The 14,642-nt window shown below is 68.4% G+C and carries 13 protein-coding genes; 4 read left to right on the top strand and 9 right to left on the bottom strand.

Features of this window, described 5'->3' with window-relative positions:
* The first annotated feature begins 28 nt into the window (after positions 1 to 28).
* The 3 genes from tpiA (at position 29) to KIH31_RS04525 (ending at position 1,670) form a co-directional block, all read left to right on the top strand.
* On the top strand, positions 29 to 844 hold the full coding sequence (gene tpiA, locus KIH31_RS04535; protein WP_214425893.1) for a triose-phosphate isomerase: 816 nt from the start codon (positions 29 to 31) through the stop codon (positions 842 to 844).
* Positions 845 to 892: 48 nt separating this feature from the next.
* Positions 893 to 1,141: a preprotein translocase subunit SecG gene (gene secG / locus KIH31_RS04530; protein WP_214425892.1), complete on the top strand. Its 249-nt coding sequence runs from the start codon at positions 893 to 895 to the stop codon at positions 1,139 to 1,141.
* 118 nt (positions 1,142 to 1,259) lie between these two features.
* Complete coding sequence (locus KIH31_RS04525; RefSeq protein ID WP_214425891.1) at positions 1,260 to 1,670, top strand: RNA polymerase-binding protein RbpA; 411 nt, start codon at positions 1,260 to 1,262, stop codon at positions 1,668 to 1,670.
* Between the two features lie 117 nt (positions 1,671 to 1,787).
* Here the strand turns inward: KIH31_RS04525 and pgl are convergent, their stop codons facing one another.
* From pgl to tkt, 6 genes are read right to left on the bottom strand one after another with little or no spacing between them, the layout of a single operon-like run.
* Positions 1,788 to 2,606: a 6-phosphogluconolactonase gene (gene pgl / locus KIH31_RS04520; protein ID WP_214425890.1), complete on the bottom strand. Its 819-nt coding sequence runs from the start codon at positions 2,604 to 2,606 to the stop codon at positions 1,788 to 1,790.
* Complete coding sequence (locus KIH31_RS04515; RefSeq protein ID WP_214425889.1) at positions 2,603 to 3,541, bottom strand: glucose-6-phosphate dehydrogenase assembly protein OpcA; 939 nt, start codon at positions 3,539 to 3,541, stop codon at positions 2,603 to 2,605. The genes pgl and KIH31_RS04515 overlap by 4 nt, the downstream gene beginning before the upstream one ends.
* On the bottom strand, positions 3,538 to 5,079 hold the full coding sequence (zwf, locus tag KIH31_RS04510) for a glucose-6-phosphate dehydrogenase (RefSeq protein WP_214425888.1): 1,542 nt from the start codon (positions 5,077 to 5,079) through the stop codon (positions 3,538 to 3,540). Before zwf ends, KIH31_RS04515 begins: the two co-directional genes overlap by 4 nt.
* A gap of 22 nt (positions 5,080 to 5,101) precedes the next feature.
* Positions 5,102 to 6,718 carry a glucose-6-phosphate isomerase gene (locus KIH31_RS04505; RefSeq protein ID WP_214425886.1) on the bottom strand — a complete coding sequence of 539 codons (1,617 nt, stop codon included), beginning with the start codon at positions 6,716 to 6,718 and terminating at the stop codon, positions 5,102 to 5,104.
* A gap of 5 nt (positions 6,719 to 6,723) precedes the next feature.
* On the bottom strand, positions 6,724 to 7,854 hold the full coding sequence (gene tal, locus KIH31_RS04500) for a transaldolase (RefSeq protein WP_214425885.1): 1,131 nt from the start codon (positions 7,852 to 7,854) through the stop codon (positions 6,724 to 6,726).
* Between the two features lie 35 nt (positions 7,855 to 7,889).
* The gene (gene tkt, locus KIH31_RS04495; protein WP_214425884.1) at positions 7,890 to 10,082 is read right to left on the bottom strand and encodes a transketolase; all 2,193 of its coding nucleotides are present in this window, start codon (positions 10,080 to 10,082) and stop codon (positions 7,890 to 7,892) included.
* Positions 10,083 to 10,551: 469 nt separating this feature from the next.
* Here tkt and KIH31_RS04490 point away from each other — a divergent pair, with 469 nt between their 5' ends.
* The gene (locus tag KIH31_RS04490) at positions 10,552 to 11,505 is read left to right on the top strand and encodes a heme o synthase (protein WP_214426236.1); all 954 of its coding nucleotides are present in this window, start codon (positions 10,552 to 10,554) and stop codon (positions 11,503 to 11,505) included.
* Positions 11,506 to 11,910: 405 nt separating this feature from the next.
* Here the strand turns inward: KIH31_RS04490 and KIH31_RS04485 are convergent, their stop codons facing one another.
* Genes KIH31_RS04485 through KIH31_RS04475 form a run of 3 tightly spaced genes read right to left on the bottom strand, consistent with a single transcriptional unit; the run spans position 11,911 to position 14,553 of the window.
* On the bottom strand, positions 11,911 to 12,861 hold the full coding sequence (locus KIH31_RS04485; RefSeq protein ID WP_307857541.1) for a COX15/CtaA family protein: 951 nt from the start codon (positions 12,859 to 12,861) through the stop codon (positions 11,911 to 11,913).
* Between the two features lies 1 nt (position 12,862).
* Entirely contained in the window at positions 12,863 to 13,606 is a 744-nt protein-coding gene (locus KIH31_RS04480; RefSeq protein ID WP_214425883.1) for an ABC transporter permease, read from the bottom strand.
* Positions 13,603 to 14,553, bottom strand: coding sequence for an ABC transporter ATP-binding protein (locus tag KIH31_RS04475; protein WP_307857540.1), 951 nt, complete (start codon positions 14,551 to 14,553; stop codon positions 13,603 to 13,605). Before KIH31_RS04475 ends, KIH31_RS04480 begins: the two co-directional genes overlap by 4 nt.
* Between the last annotated feature and the right edge of the window lie 89 nt (positions 14,554 to 14,642).

Raw genomic sequence — 14,642 nt, 5'->3', positions numbered from 1 at the left:
ATTTTTCATCTTTGAACTGGAGACACGCGTGACCACCTCGACGAACGGCAAGTTCGACCGCACCCCGCTGATTGCCGGCAACTGGAAGATGAACATGGACCATGTCCAGGGCATCACCCTGTTGCAGAAGCTGGCCTGGACCCTCAGCGACGCCAAGCATGACTTCGGCCGCGTCGAGGTTGCCGTCTTCCCGCCCTTCACCGACCTGCGCGGGGTGCAGACCCTGGTGCAGGGTGACCAGCTGAAGATCGTCTACGGCGGCCAGGACCTCTCCCCGGAGGACTCCGGTGCCTACACCGGGGACATTTCGGGTCAGTTCCTCGACAAGCTCGGATGCCGTTACGTGCTCGTGGGCCACAGTGAGCGACGCGTCATTCATGGTGAGAGCGACGAAGTCCTGGCCCGCAAGGTCCAGGCTGCCTACCGGCACAACCTCGTGCCGGTCCTCTGCGTCGGTGAAGGCCTGGAGATCCGCCAGGCCGGCACGCACGTGGAGCACACGCTCGCCCAGGTCCGGGCCGACGTGGCCGGGCTGGACGCGGAGCAGGTTGCCAGCCTGGTCATCGCCTACGAACCCGTCTGGGCCATCGGCACCGGCGAGGTCGCCGGACCGGAGGACGCCCAGGAAATGTGCGCGGCGATCCGTGCCGAGCTCACCGACCTCTACGACGCCGGGACCGCAGCGAAGGTCCGCCTGCTCTACGGCGGCTCGGTGAAAGCCGCCAACGCTGCCGCGATCATGAACCAGCGCGACGTCGACGGCGTGCTGGTGGGCGGCGCCAGCCTGGACGCGGGCGAGTTTGCTAATATTGTCAGGTTCGAGAGCCACCTGCTGACCGACTGACCGCTCCGGGAAAACCCGGGCCGGAAGTACCTGAGCTGAAAGGCCGCTGTGGAAGTTCTTCAAATCGTCCTGCAGATCCTGCTGGGCATCACCAGCCTTCTGCTGACGTTTCTTATCCTCCTGCACAAAGGCAGGGGCGGCGGGCTGTCCGACATGTTCGGCGGCGGCATGAGTTCGAGCCTCGGTTCCTCCGGTGTGGCCGAGCGCAACCTCAACCGGTTCACGATCATCCTCGGGGTCACCTGGGGCGCGGTCATCGTGGGGCTGGGACTGATCATGAGGTTCAGCAACGCCTAGCACTACGTGTCTTGTTCGCGTCGGGCAGCATCCGGGACTTTCGGATGCTGCCCGACGGCGTTAACCGGCCGTAGACTGGGCCGGTAAGCTCAGCCCGAACGGCCCCCGGAGTGACTATATGGCTCACGGCACGAACGGTTTCCGCGGCACCCGCGCCGGTGCGGCTCTCGGAGCCCCTGCATACTTCAGCAACGCTGGCGCCAGCGACCCGTTTCCGCGCATTGAGGTGTCCTACTGGTGCCCGTCCGGACACCAGATCCGGATGGTGTTCGCGGCATTGCCCGCCGAGCAGATCCCGCAATGGTGGGACTGCCCGCGGTGCGGCAGGAGGGCCACCTCAACGCCCGGCGCCGAGCCGCCCGCGAACCCCGACGAACCCTTCAAGAGCCACCTCGACTACGTCAAGGAACGCCGCACCCCGGCTGAAGGCGAGGCGCTCCTGGAGCGTGTCCTGAATGACCTGCGACGCCGGCGCACGCCCGGCCCGGCAGCCCCGGGCGAAGGCTCGGATGAGGGCCCGGGCGGGTAGGTCGGGTAAAGCCGGCGACAAGCCGCGCGGGGGTGACCCCAGGTAACCTGCCGGGACGCAGTGAAACGGGACGTAATAAGGCGGCCCCGGGGATCCCCTGGGCCGCTTCACGCTCGGTCAGGAGCCAGGTTCGCGGTAAATCAGGTTTTCCGGGACCTTCGCGGCCGCATCATGGTCGATGAGCCACAGCGTGCGGTTGCGTCCGGCCGGACCCGCAGCGGGCACCTGGACCGGGCTGGCGCCGGCCAGGGCGAGGCCCACAGCTCCGGCCTTGTCACTGCCGGCGACCACTAGCCAGACTTCCTGGGCCGAGTTGATGGCTGGCAGCGTCAGTGAGATGCGCGACGGCGGCGGCTTCGGAGCGTCCGTCACGCCCACGACCGTGCGGCTCTGCTCGCGGATGCCTGACATTTCCGGGAAGAGCGAGGCGATATGGGCGTCCGGGCCGACGCCCAGCAGCAGGATATCGAAGCGCGGCAGGCTCGGCGGCTCGCTTGGCTCCTCCGCATCCTCGGTCCACGCGGCGTGCTCGGCGGCACCTGCCTCGGCCAGTTGGCGGGCGTAGTCCGCCGCGGCTTCCTCAGGGCTGGCAAAGTCGTCCTCGGAACCGGCCGCGTGCACCCGCGCGGGGTCGACACCGATCTTGGAGAGCAGCGCCCGCTGCGCCTGGTTGGCGTTGCGTTCGTCGCTGCCTGCCGCGACGAACCTCTCGTCACCCCACCAGAAATTGACCTTCGCCCAGTTCACGGCCCGGCGGGCGGGTGATTCCGCCACGGCCTGCAGGGTGCTGATGCCGATGCTGCCGCCGGTCAGGACGACGGTCGCTTCCCCCCGCTCGTTCTGGATATCCACCAGCCGGGTCACCAGCCGTGCGGCGGTCGTCGCTGCCAGGACATCGAAGTCGGGGTGGATGTTGATCCGCGTCCGTGCCGTCATGCCGTTGCTTTCTCCTTCGTGACCATGCAGCGGCTCAACCCGTCCGTGATCACTTCGCCGAACACCTCGTCGGGGTCAAGCCTGCGGAGTTCTTCCGCAAGGCAATCCTGCAGGCTTCGCCGCGGCAACGCAATCCGCTGGGCCGGCTGCCCGGGCTGGGTGAGCGTAGCTTCAACGAGGCCGGGACGAACCAGTTCGACGGTGCCGCCGTCGCGTTCGAGCCGAACCCGGCGGATGCCCGTGCCGGCCGGGTCGTCGACGATCGTGACCGGGACGTCGAAGGCACGGGTCAGCCAGGCCGCCAGCAGCACGCTGCTGGGGGAGTCCGAGGCGCCTTCAACGAGGATCTTGGTCACGGGCGCGTCGTCGACCTGGTCCAGGACCGCGGCGAGCTGGATCCGCCAGTTGGTCAGCCGGGTCCAGGCCAGGTCGGTGTCGCCGGCGGCGTACGTCTTGCGCAGGTGGTGCAGCGCCTCGCGCGGATCGGGCTCGTTGGCCGAGTCGGTGATCCGGCGGTGCGCGATCTTCCCGATCGACGTCGCCGACGCCGATTCGGGCAGGCCGTGCGGCCACCAGGCGACAATCGGTGCGTCCGGCAGCAGCAGGGCCGACACGAGCGATTCGTCCTGGGAGGCCAGGTCCCCGAAGCCGCGCAGCACAATCACTTCGGACGCGCCGGCGTCGCCGCCGACGCGGATCTGCCCGTCCAGCCGGGTCGCTTCGGTCGCTGATCCCTCGGCCACCACGATGATCCGGCAGGGATGCTCCCGGCTGGCCAGGTTGGCGGCCTCGATGGCCTCTTCCTCGTACCCGTTGCGGGTGAGCACCACGAGGGTGAGCACCCGGCCGAGGGCGACGACGCCGCCCTGCTCGCGCAGCGCGTTCAGTTTCTTGGACACTTCCGAGGTGGTGGTGTCCGGGAGGTCCACGATCATGGCCTTCTCCACGTCCTTCCGTCACGGGCGAGCAGTTCGTCGGCCGAGGGCGGCCCCCAGCTGCCGGGGGCGTAGGGCTCGGGTTTGGTGCCTTCAGCGGCCCAGAATTCCTCGAACGGATCGAGGATCTTCCATGACAGTTCCACTTCCTCGTGCCGCGGGAACAGCGGGGGCTCGCCGAGCAGCACGTCCAGGATCAGCCGCTCATAGGCTTCCGGGCTCGACTCGGTGAAGGCATGGCCGTAGCCGAAGTCCATTGTGACGTCGCGGACCTCCATCTGCGTGCCCGGCACCTTGGAGCCGAACCGGATGGTCACGCCCTCGTCGGGCTGGACACGGATCACGACGGCGTTCTGTCCGAAATCGTCCGCGTTGCCCAGGAAGAGCAGGTTCGGCGCCTTCTTGAAGACCACGGCGATCTCAGTGACCCTGCGTCCCAGCCGCTTGCCGGCGCGCAGGTAGAACGGCACGCCTGCCCAGCGGCGGGTGTTGATGTCCAGGCGCAGCGCTGCATAGGTCTCGGTGATGGAGTCCGGATTGAAGCCGTCCTCCTCAAGGAATCCCTTGACCTTCTCGCCGCCCTGCCAGCCGCCGGTGTACTGGCCGCGGGCCGAGTGGGTGGACAGGTCGGCCGGCAGCTTCACCGCGGCGAGGACCTTCTCCTTCTCCGCGCGCAGGTCCTCGGCGTTGAAGGAGATCGGTTCCTCCATCGCGGTCAGGGCAAGCAGCTGGAGCAGGTGGTTCTGGATCACGTCGCGGGCAGCACCCACGCCGTCGTAGTAACCGGCGCGGCCACCGATGCCAATGTCCTCGGCCATCGTGATCTGCACATGGTCGACGTAGTTCGCGTTCCACAGCGGTTCGAACAGCTGGTTGGCGAAGCGCAGCGCCAGGATGTTCTGCACCGTCTCCTTGCCCAGGTAATGGTCGATGCGGAACACCGAATCCGGGGGAAAGACGTCCTCGACGATCGCGTTGAGCTCCCGGGCCGACTGCAGGTCGTGCCCGAACGGCTTCTCGATCACCACGCGGCGCCAGGAGTCTCCCGGTGCCTGCGCCAGGCCCTGGTTGGAGAGCTGGCGGCAGACCAGGTCGAACGCCTTGGGCGGGATCGAGAGATAGAACGCATGGTTGCCCCGCGTGCCGCGCTGCTCGTCCAGCTCGTCGATGGTCTTCTTCAGCCGGGCGAACGATTCGTCGTCGTCGAACTCGCCCTGGACGAAGCGGATGCCCTCCGAGAGCTGGTTCCAGACGTCCTCGTTGAACGGCGTCCGGGCGTACTTCGTGACGGCTTCCTTCACCTCGGCGGCGAAGTCTTCGTCCTCCCATTCGCGCCGGGCGAACCCGACCAGGGCAAAGCTCGGCGGCAGGAGGCCGCGGTTGGCCAGGTCGTACACCGCGGGCATGAGCTTCTTGCGGGAGAGGTCGCCGGTGACACCGAAGATCACCAGCGAGGACGGACCTGCGATCCGGGAGAGCCGGCGGTCCCGTGGGTCCCGAAGCGGGTTGGTGCGCTTGTGCGCGTCGGTTTCAGTCATAGCGGGGTTTGAGCCTCCGGAATCAGTTGCCGCGGGAGAGGGAAGCGACAGCGGTCCGCAGCTGCTCCACGCCCGCGGCGCGGTCCGTCAGGTGCAGGCGCAGCACGGGGCGTCCGTGGCCGGCGAGGACCTGCGCGTCACCGGCCGCCTGGGCGGCGATGAGTTGGCCGAAGCTGAACGGCCGGTCCGGAATGGCCAGGTCCTCGGCGGCGTCGGCCGTGATCTGCAGGAAAACGCCGACCGCCGGACCGCCCTTGTGGAACTGTCCGGTCGAGTGGAGGAAGCGGGGCCCCCAGCCGAAGGTGACGGGACGTCCGGTGCGGGCGGCGAGCCCGCTGCGGATGTCTGCGAGCGGCGCCTGGCCGAGGCGGTCCAGGTAGGCCTGGACGCTGAGGTAGCCGTCGCTGCCGAGTTGGCCAAGCAGGACCGTGAGGGCCTCGTCGAGGGACGACGCCGAACCGAGCCAGCTGCCGCCGCGGACCTCGACGGCGCCGTCGACGAAGTTCGCCGGCGTAGCTTCGGGGCGTGCGTCGAGCAGGCCGCGGGCGGCGGCCTTGGCGGCCTCGACGTCGGGCTGGTCGAACGGGTTGATGCCCAGCAGGCGTCCGGCAACCGCGGTGGCGAATTCCCAGACCATCATCTGCGAGCCGAGACCGCCGGCGACGGCGACCTGGTTCTCGGCCAGGTCGACCTCCGCGTCGGCGGCAACGAGACGGACGACCAGAACGTCGGCAGCGCCGCCGGTCACTTCCGGCGAGCCGGGCTCGGCGACCACCGGCAGCAGGCCGGTGCCGATCTTGCCGGTGGACTCGGCGATCAATTGTTCCGCCCAGTCGGCGAAACCGACGATGCCGGAGCCCTCGTCCACGATCACGATCTTGTTGCGCAGCGGTTTGGTGCCGCCGAGCGCGGCACCGAGTTCGAGGCCGATGTTCTCGGCGGCGTCGTCCGCGAGGACCTCGGCGGCCTCCTCAGCTTCATCGAGGAGCGCCTGGATGTCCACCCCGGCAAGGCCGGAGGGCACGAGGCCGAAGGCGGTCAGCGCAGAGTAGCGGCCGCCGACGTTCGGGTCCGCGTTGAACACTGCCCGGTAGCCGGCATCCCGCGACGCCTTGTCCAGCGGCGAGCCCGGGTCGGTGACGACGACGATGCGGCTCTTGGCGTCGAGGCCGGCGTCGGTGAACGCCTGCTCGAAGGCGCGGCGCTGGGAGTCCGTCTCCAGGGTGGAGCCGGACTTGGAGGACACGACGATGGCAGTTTCGGAGAGCCGGTCCGCCAGCGCCGCGGACACCTGCTCCGGGTCCGTGCTGTCCAGCACGGTCAGCTCCACGCCGGCGGTCCGGGTAATGACCTCCGGCGCCAGCGAGGAGCCGCCCATGCCGGCCAGCACAATGTGAGTAACCCCGTCGGCCTTCAACGCGTCCCGGAGCTCGAGAATCTGCGGCACGAGCGGCTGCGAGACCGAGGCGGCCTCGACCCAGCCGAGACGGATCGCGGACTCGGACTCGGCGTCCTTGCCCCAGAGGGTGTGGTCCTTGGCGAAGATGCGCGAGGCGATTTTGTCCTCTACCAGCTGCGCGACATTCTCTTCCACGGCCTGCCGGGCAGCCCCGGAGGCGTCAAATGACAGGGTACTCATCAGTCCTAGGCCTCGCTCTTCACCGGGGTTGCAGCTTCGAGGGCGTCCTTCAGGTGGCCGAGGAGCTCGTTCCAGCTGGCGACGAACTTGTCGAGGCCTTCGGTCTCGAGCTTCTCGACGACGGCGTTGTAGGACACGCCGAGGTTTTCCAGCTTGTCCAGCAGCTCGTTGGACTCGTCGTAGGTTCCGGCGATGGTGTTGCCGGTGACGACTCCGTGGTCGAACGTGGCGTCCAGGGTCTTCTCCGGCATGGTGTTGACCACGTTCGGCGCGACCAGCTCGGTGACGTACAGGGTGTCGGGGTAGGCGGGGTCCTTCACGCCGGTGGAGGCCCACAGCGGACGCTGGGCGTGGGCACCGGCGGCCGCGAGCACCTGCCAGCGTTCGGTGGCGAACTGCTCCTCGAAGACCTGGTAGGCCAGGCGGGCGTTGGCCAGGCCGGCCTTGCCCTTGAGTGCCTTCGCCTCGTCGGTGCCGATCGCGTCGAGCTGCTTGTCGATCTCGGTGTCCACGCGGGAGACGAAGAAGGACGCGACGGAGTGGATCGTGGAGAGGTCCTTGCCGTTTTCCTTCGCCCGCTCGATGCCGACCTGGAAGGCGTTGATGACGGCCCGGTAGCGCTCCAGCGAGAAGATCAGCGTCACGTTGACGCTGATGCCCTCGGCGAGCGTGGCGGAGATGGCCTCAAGGCCTTCAACGGTCGCCGGGATCTTGATGTAGACGTTCCCGCGGTTGACCTTCGCGGAAAGCTTCTTGGCGCTCGCCACGGTGCCGTCCGTGTCGCGGGCCAGCCGCGGGTCGACCTCGATGGAGACGCGGCCGTCCTGGCCGCCGGTTGCCTCGGCGATCGGAGCGAACAGGTCGCAGCCGTCGGTGACGTCCCGGGTGGTGATCTCGAAGACAGCGGTCTCGACGTCGGCGCCGCGGCCGGCGAGTTCCTGGAGCTGCTCGTCGTAAGCGTGGCCCTTGGTGATGGCGGCCTCGAAGATGCTCGGGTTGGTGGTCACACCGACCACGTTCTTCTCGTCGATGAGCTTCTGCAGGGTGCCCTGGTTCAGGCGGTCACGGGAAAGGTCATCGAGCCAGATGGAGACGCCGGCTTCGGAAAGCTGGGCGGTGGGGGTTGTTGCTGACATGGTCACAATCTCCTTGATTCGCAAGTGTCGGGCAGTTAGTTGAGGTCGCCGGGCTGCGACGAAGCGCTGCCGGAGGGAGCCCCGGACGTCGCGCTGAGGCGGTCCGCGGAACCGAGCGAGGACAGCGAGTCCTTCGCCGCGGCGACGACGGCCTCGGCAGTGATGCCGAACTCCTGGAAGAGCCGCTTGTAGTCGGCGGAGGCACCGAAGTGCTCGAGCGAGATGGAACGGCCGTTGTCGCCGACGAGCTCGCGCCAGCCCTGCGCAATGCCCGCCTCAACCGAGACGCGGGCCTTGATGCTGCTCGGGAGCACCTGCTCGCGGTAGTCGGCGTCCTGTTTGTTGAACCATTCAAGGCAGGGCAGGGACACCACGCGGGTGGGGGTGCCGCCGGCCTGCAGGGTCTCGCGGGCCTCGACGGCCAGCTGGACCTCGGAGCCGGTGGCGATGAGGATGACCTCGGGCTCGACGCTCTGGCCGTCCTTGGAGGCTTCGGCCAGCACGTAGCCGCCCTTGGCGACGCCCTGCGCGGAGGCGAAGGTGTCACCCGTGGCAGCGCCCTCGCCGCGGGCGTAGGTGGGCACGTTCTGCCGGGTCAGCACAATGCCGGCCGGGTTCTCGGTGTTCTCCAGGATGGTCTTCCACGCGACCGCGACCTCGTTGGCGTCGCCCGGGCGGACGACGTCGAGGCCCGGGATGGCACGCAGCGAGGCGAGCTGCTCCACCGGCTGGTGCGTCGGGCCGTCCTCGCCAAGGCCGATCGAGTCGTGCGTCCACACGTAGATGGACGGAACACCCATCAGGGCGCCGAGGCGGATGGCCGGGCGCTGGTAGTCGCTGAAGATCAGGAAGGTAGCGGAGAAGGCGCGGGTGCTGGAGTGCATCACGATGCCGTTGACGATGGACGCGGCGGCGTGCTCGCGGATGCCGAAGTGCAGCGTGCGCCCGTACGGGTTGCCCTTCCAGGCGTTCGTCTGGCGGGAGGTCGGAATGAAGGACGGGTCGCCCTCGAAAGCGGTGTTGGTGGACTCCGCCAGGTCGCAGGAGCCGCCCCACAGTTCGGGAAGCTCGGGGGCGATGGCGTTCAGCACGGCGCCGGAGGCCTTGCGGGTGGCCACTTCCTTGCCCGCTTCGAACTCGGGCAGTGCCTTCTCCCAGCCCGCGGGAAGCTGGCGCGACGCGATGCGCTCGAGCAGCTCGTTGGCTTCCGGGTTTGCGTCCTTCCAGGCGGCGAAGCTCTTCTCCCAGGCGGCGCGCTCTTCGCGGCCGCGGTCGACGACCTTACGGGCGTGCTCGAGGACCTCGGGCTCGACAACGAAGGACTTCTCCGGGTCGAAACCGAGGATTTCCTTCAGCCCGGCCACTTCTTCAGCTCCCAGGGCGGAGCCGTGGATCTTGCCGGTGTTCTGCTTCTTCGGGGCGGGCCAGCCGATGATGGTCCGCAGCGCGATGATCGACGGGCGGGACGTCTCGGCCTTGGCGGCCAGCATGGCGCTGTAGAGCTCCTGCATGTCCTCGACGTACTCGCCGGTCTTCGTCCAGTCCACGCGCTGGACGTGCCAGCCGTAGGCTTCGTAGCGCTTGAGCACGTCCTCGGAGAAGGCGACGTCGACGTCGTCCTCGATGGAGATGTGGTTCTGGTCGTACAGGACCACCATGTTGCCGAGCTCCTGGTGGCCGGCGAGCGAGGACGCCTCGGAAGTCACGCCTTCCTGCAGGTCGCCGTCGGATGCGAAAACCCAGATGGTGTGGTCGAACGGGCTGGTTCCCGGGGCGGCGTCGGCGTCGAACATGCCGCGCTGGCGGCGCTGCGCGAACGCCATGCCCACCGAGGAAGCCAGGCCCTGGCCGAGCGGACCGGTGGTGATCTCCACGCCGTTGGTGTGCTTGTACTCGGGGTGCCCGGGGGTCTTCGAACCCCAGGTGCGCAGGGACTCGAGGTCCTTGAGCTCCAGGCCGTAGCCGGAGAGGAAGAGCTGGATGTAGAGGGTCAGCGACGTGTGCCCGGGGGAGAGGATGAACCGGTCGCGTCCCGTCCACTGCGAGTCGGACGGGTCGTGGCGCATGAGCTTCTGGAACAGCAGGTACGCGGCGGGCGCCAGGCTCATCGCCGTGCCCGGGTGGCCGTTGCCGACCTTCTCCACAGCATCCGCAGCGAGGACGCGGACGGTGTCCACGGCGCGCTTGTCGAGCTCAGTCCAGTTCAGTTCTTCTTCCAAATGTGGCACGTAAACCGAGCCCCTCTCTAGTGCTGACGGCCTCGGGCCTGCGACGAGCGCGTGACCCCGGGGTGCGGGGAGCCTTGCAGCCGTTCGTCATCGAAACATTGACCAAGCATGGCGCGTGCGGTGCCTGCCCGCGGCGGGCAGTGCTACGCGTGCTGTTCATCGTCCAGCTTAGACCCATTGACCCCCGCGGACAGGAGGTGTCCACAAGGTGGACAACATATTGAACGCTGTTCACTTCACTGTATTGACGCCTGTCCGGTGAGGTTTCCGGACGCTTCCCGGCGGCCGTCGGGCCCGGTGCGCCCTGCTGCCTACCCACCGCCGCGGGCGCGGCGGGTGGCCGCCGTCACCTGCCCAGGTGCGTCCGCGGGGCCCGTCCCGCGATAGGATAAGGGGAGGTTTCGGGGCCTGGTTCCCGCGCGCGGGGAAACGCCTCTGCGTAAAAGTGGCTAGAACAGAACTGAGTGACATTTCCGTGAGTGCAACAAGAACGCCGGCAGTCGCCGCTTCCGCAGCGGCCAAACCCGGCTTCCGCCGCAAAGCGAAGGCCTACTTCGCCCTCACCAAGCCGCGCGTCGTCGAACTGCTGCTGGTCACGACCGTCCCGACCATGATCTTCGCCCAGAAGGGCTTTCCGAGCGTCGGTCTGATCCTGGCGACATTGGTCGGCGGGGCATTCGCTGCCGGGAGCGCCGGCGCGTTCAACTGCTACATCGACCGCGACATCGACCGGCTGATGCACCGGACCGAGAACCGGCCGCTCGTCACCGGCGAGGTCACGCCGCGTGAGGCCTACGTGTTCGCCTGGGCGCTCGGCGTCGCCTCGATCGTCATTCTCTGGCTCGGCGCGAACGCACTGGCCGCCGGGCTGGGCGTGCTCGCCATCTTCTTCTACGTCGTCATCTACACGCTGATCCTGAAGCGGCGGACCGCGCAGAACATCGTGTGGGGCGGCGCCGCGGGCTGCATGCCCGTGCTGATCGCGTGGGCCGCCGTGACCGACAAGGTCGAGTGGCCGGCGTTTGTGCTCTTCATGGTGATCTTCCTGTGGACGCCGCCGCATTACTGGCCGTTGTCCATGCGCTACGGCGAGGACTACCGCAACGCGAAGGTGCCGATGCTCGGCGCCGTCGCCGGCGCCAACGTGGTATCCGTGCAGGTTGTGCTCTATGCGTGGGCCATGGTCACCAGCTCGCTGCTGCTCATCCCGGTCGGCGGCGCAGGCTGGGTGTACACCCTGGTGGCAGTGCTCAGCGGCGCCTGGTTCCTGTACGAGTCGCACACGCTGCACAGCAAGGCCCAGCAGGACGAAGCGACCGACAAGCGGGCCATGCGGGTCTTCCACGGCTCGATCAGTTACCTGACCCTGCTCTTCCTCGCTCTGGCCGTCGACCCGTTCGTCGGTCCGGCACTCGTCCGCTAGGACCTCGGTCCGCTCCGCTCCCGCTGCAAAAATGACGCGGTTTCCCGTCTATGACGCGGATTGAAGCGTGTCATAAACGGGAAACCGCGTCATCAGTGCGCCGCTCCGGCGAATGGGGGGTACTCGGACCTGCCCCCGGCGCAACTCGGGAAGGCGGACGGAGCCCGCGGCGGCCCCGCGCCTTGCGGTGCGGGGCTTCTGGCTTCTCCGGGTCCGCCGGCCGGTCGCTCCGTATCCAGAAATGACGCAGCTTCCCGTTTATGACGCGGATTGACGTTTATGACGCGGATTGAAGCGTGTCATAAACGGGAAACCGCGTCATCAGTGATCGTTGGCGGCGGGCGAGCACCCCGACAGCCGGCGGGAGCCTCGTTCACGGTGCTCCGTCGGGGGTCCGCCCGGGCGTCAGGCCTTGCGGTAGGCGATGTCGACGGCGTTGGTCGCCGCGATGACCAGCAGTGAGGCGCCCAGCATGTGCATCCCGACGAGCACCACCGGCAGGCCGGTGAAGTGCTGGGTGTAACCAATGGCGCCCTGCACCAGCACGATCGCGACGAGCAGCACGACGGCGGTGCGCAGCTGGTCCCCGCGGCCCCGGCGCCACGCCAGGTACAGGCTGACGGCGGAGGCGATGACAAGCAGGTAGACGGGGGCCACGTGCACGCGGGTGATCAGGTCCGGGTCCAATCCGTTGCGCGGGGCGTGCGCGTCCCCGGCGTGCGGGCCGGAGCCGGTGACGACGACGCCGAGCATCACCGCGAGGACGCTGAAGACGCCGGCGGCGGCGAGCAGCTGGCGCAGCGTGCGGCCGACCGGGCGGGCGGGCAGGACGGCGAACCGTCCGGTGCGGCCGTAGGCCCTGTTCACCAGCAGCATGGACAGAGCCACCAGTGCCATCGACACGAGGAAGTGCAGCCCCACCACCCACGGGTTCAGGCCGGTCAGGACGCTGAAGCCGCCGATCACCGCCTGCGCCGGAATGCTCGCCAGCAGCCCGATCGCGAGGCCGAACAGGTCCCGGCGCTCCTTGCGCAGGTTCCACAGCACCACGAGCATGGCGACGGCGACGGCAGTCAGCAGGAAGGTCAGCGTCCGGTTGCTGAACTCCACGATGCCGTGGATCCCCATCTCCGGGGTGTTCACCAGCGAATCCGGCGTGCAGCGCGGCCACGTCGGGCAGCCCAGGCCGGAGGCGGTCAGCCGCACGGCGCCGCCGGTCACGACGAGTACCGTCTGGCCGATCAGGGAGGCGACGGCGAGCCGGCGGATGGTCGGATTGACCTCCCGCGGCAGCCGCGATGTGATCCGGCGGCCGAAGCCCTGCTTCAGTTCTGAACGTTCCTGGACCACGCGCACCCTAACTCCACTTGAACCATCGAAGGGCGCCGGCCGAGGCCAGTGCGGCCCAGACCAGCAGGACCAGCGTTTCCCCGAGGTTCAGGGTGCCGGTCAGAAAAGCGTCCCGCAGGGCCTGCCCGAGGGCCCCGGACGGAAGAAAATGCACGATGTCCTGCACCAGCAGCGGCTGCCGGTCGCTCGGCAGCACGATGCCGCCGAAAGCGCCCAGCACCAGCCAGAGCAGGTTCGTGATGGCCAGCGTGGCCTCGGGCCGCACGGTGCCGGCAACCAGCAGCCCCAGCGCTGTGAACGCCGCGGCCCCGAGCACCAGCAGCGGCACCCCGAGCGCCCAGCCCGCGGGGCTGGGCTGCCACCCCAGCAGCAGGGCGACGGCGGAGACCACGAGCACCTGCAGCACCAGCACCGCGAGGACGGCAATTACCTTGCCCCAGATCAGGCCGGCACGGCCCAGCGGCGTCGTTGAAAGGAACCGCAGCACGCCGTACCGGCGGTCGAAGCCGGTCGCAATGCCCTGGCCGGTGAAAGCGGTCGACATCGCGCAGAGCGCCAGGATACCGGGCGTGGCGATGTTAATCCGGCTCGCACCGAGCCCGTCCAGCAGCGGCGTCACCGAGAGCCCGATGAGGGCCATCAGCGGAAGGACGACCGCAAGGATGAGCTGCTCGCCGTTGCGAAGCATCGTGATGGTCTCGTACCGGCCCTGCGCCAGGACGCGGGCCGCGAGCGGGGCGGGCGTGCTCATCGGATCTGCCTTCCGGAGATGTCGAGGAACACGTCCTCGAGGTTGCGGGCCGCGAAGTGGAGGGACGCGGGCATCACGTCGTGTGCGGCCCACCACTGCGCCAGGGCTGCCAGGTCGGCGGGCTGCTGGATGCCGGTGACGGTGTAGTGGCCGGCCGAAACTTCCGCCGCATCGAGCCCGGCGGGCAGCCCGGCCAGATCCAGTCCCTGGGCTGCCTCAAACATCAGGGAGCGCGACGACGTCGAGCCCTCCTGGGCGAGCAGCTCCGGCACGGTGCCCTGGGCGACGGTCCGGCCGCCGTCGACGATGAAGACGTAGTCGGCCAGCTTCTGCGCGTCGTCGAGCAGGTGGGTGGTAAGCACGATGGCCAGGCCCTCGTCGCGCAGTTCGCGGATCAGCTCGAAGACGATCTGGCGGGACTGCGGGTCAAGGCCCGCGCTCGGTTCGTCAAGGAACACCACCTCAGGGTTGCCGACCAGGCAGGCAGCCAGCGCGAGCCGCTGCTTCTGGCCGCCGGAGAGCCGGCGGACGGTGGTGTTGGTAAACGTGTCGATGCCCAGCCGCTCCACCAGGCCGCCGATGTCCCGAGGATTCCGGTACATGGCGGCGATGTGGCGCAGCAGCGGCAGCGGGCGGGCCGACGGGGGCAGTCCGCCGTCCTGGAGCATGACGCCGACCCGGGCGCGCAGGTCCGCTCCCGCGCTGTCAGGGTCCTGTCCGAGCAGCCGGATGGTGCCGCCGTTGCGGCGCTGGAGACCCTGCGCGCATTCGAGCGTGGTGGTCTTTCCGGCACCGTTCGCGCCGAGCAGGGCAGTGACCTGGCCGAACCGCGCCGAGAGTGAAACGCCGTCGAGGACCCGCATCATCCTGCCGTCGAGGGAGGCGATGGGGCCGACGTCCTTGATGAGTCCGTCGATCTCGAGGGCGGGCGAATCCGAAACTGGCACCCGGCCATTCTACGCGATGTAGTACCGGCGGCCGCGGCCGGAAAGGTCCGCCTTACTGGAAGGCCGGAGTAAATTACGTCATGATTATG

Origin of the sequence: Paenarthrobacter sp. DKR-5 (assembly GCF_018531425.1) — a bacterium.
Classification (GTDB): Bacteria; Actinomycetota; Actinomycetes; order Actinomycetales; family Micrococcaceae; genus DKR-5.
Note: the sequence above shows the minus strand (reverse complement) of the source record. Positions and strands in the feature narration are given on the sequence as shown.

Excerpts from the sequence above, each read along its gene's own strand:
- KIH31_RS04480 (WP_214425883.1), bottom strand. The coding sequence starts at position 13,606 with ATGAGCACGCCCGCCCCGCTCGCGGCCCGCGTCCTGGCGCAGGGCCGG.
- KIH31_RS04505 (WP_214425886.1), bottom strand. The coding sequence starts at position 6,718 with ATGAGTACCCTGTCATTTGACGCCTCCGGGGCTGCCCGGCAGGCCGTG.
- pgl (WP_214425890.1), bottom strand. The coding sequence starts at position 2,606 with ATGACGGCACGGACGCGGATCAACATCCACCCCGACTTCGATGTCCTG.
- KIH31_RS04525 (WP_214425891.1), top strand. The coding sequence starts at position 1,260 with ATGGCTCACGGCACGAACGGTTTCCGCGGCACCCGCGCCGGTGCGGCT.
- tal (WP_214425885.1), bottom strand. The coding sequence starts at position 7,854 with ATGTCAGCAACAACCCCCACCGCCCAGCTTTCCGAAGCCGGCGTCTCC.
- zwf (WP_214425888.1), bottom strand. The coding sequence starts at position 5,079 with ATGACTGAAACCGACGCGCACAAGCGCACCAACCCGCTTCGGGACCCA.
- KIH31_RS04515 (WP_214425889.1), bottom strand. The coding sequence starts at position 3,541 with ATGATCGTGGACCTCCCGGACACCACCACCTCGGAAGTGTCCAAGAAA.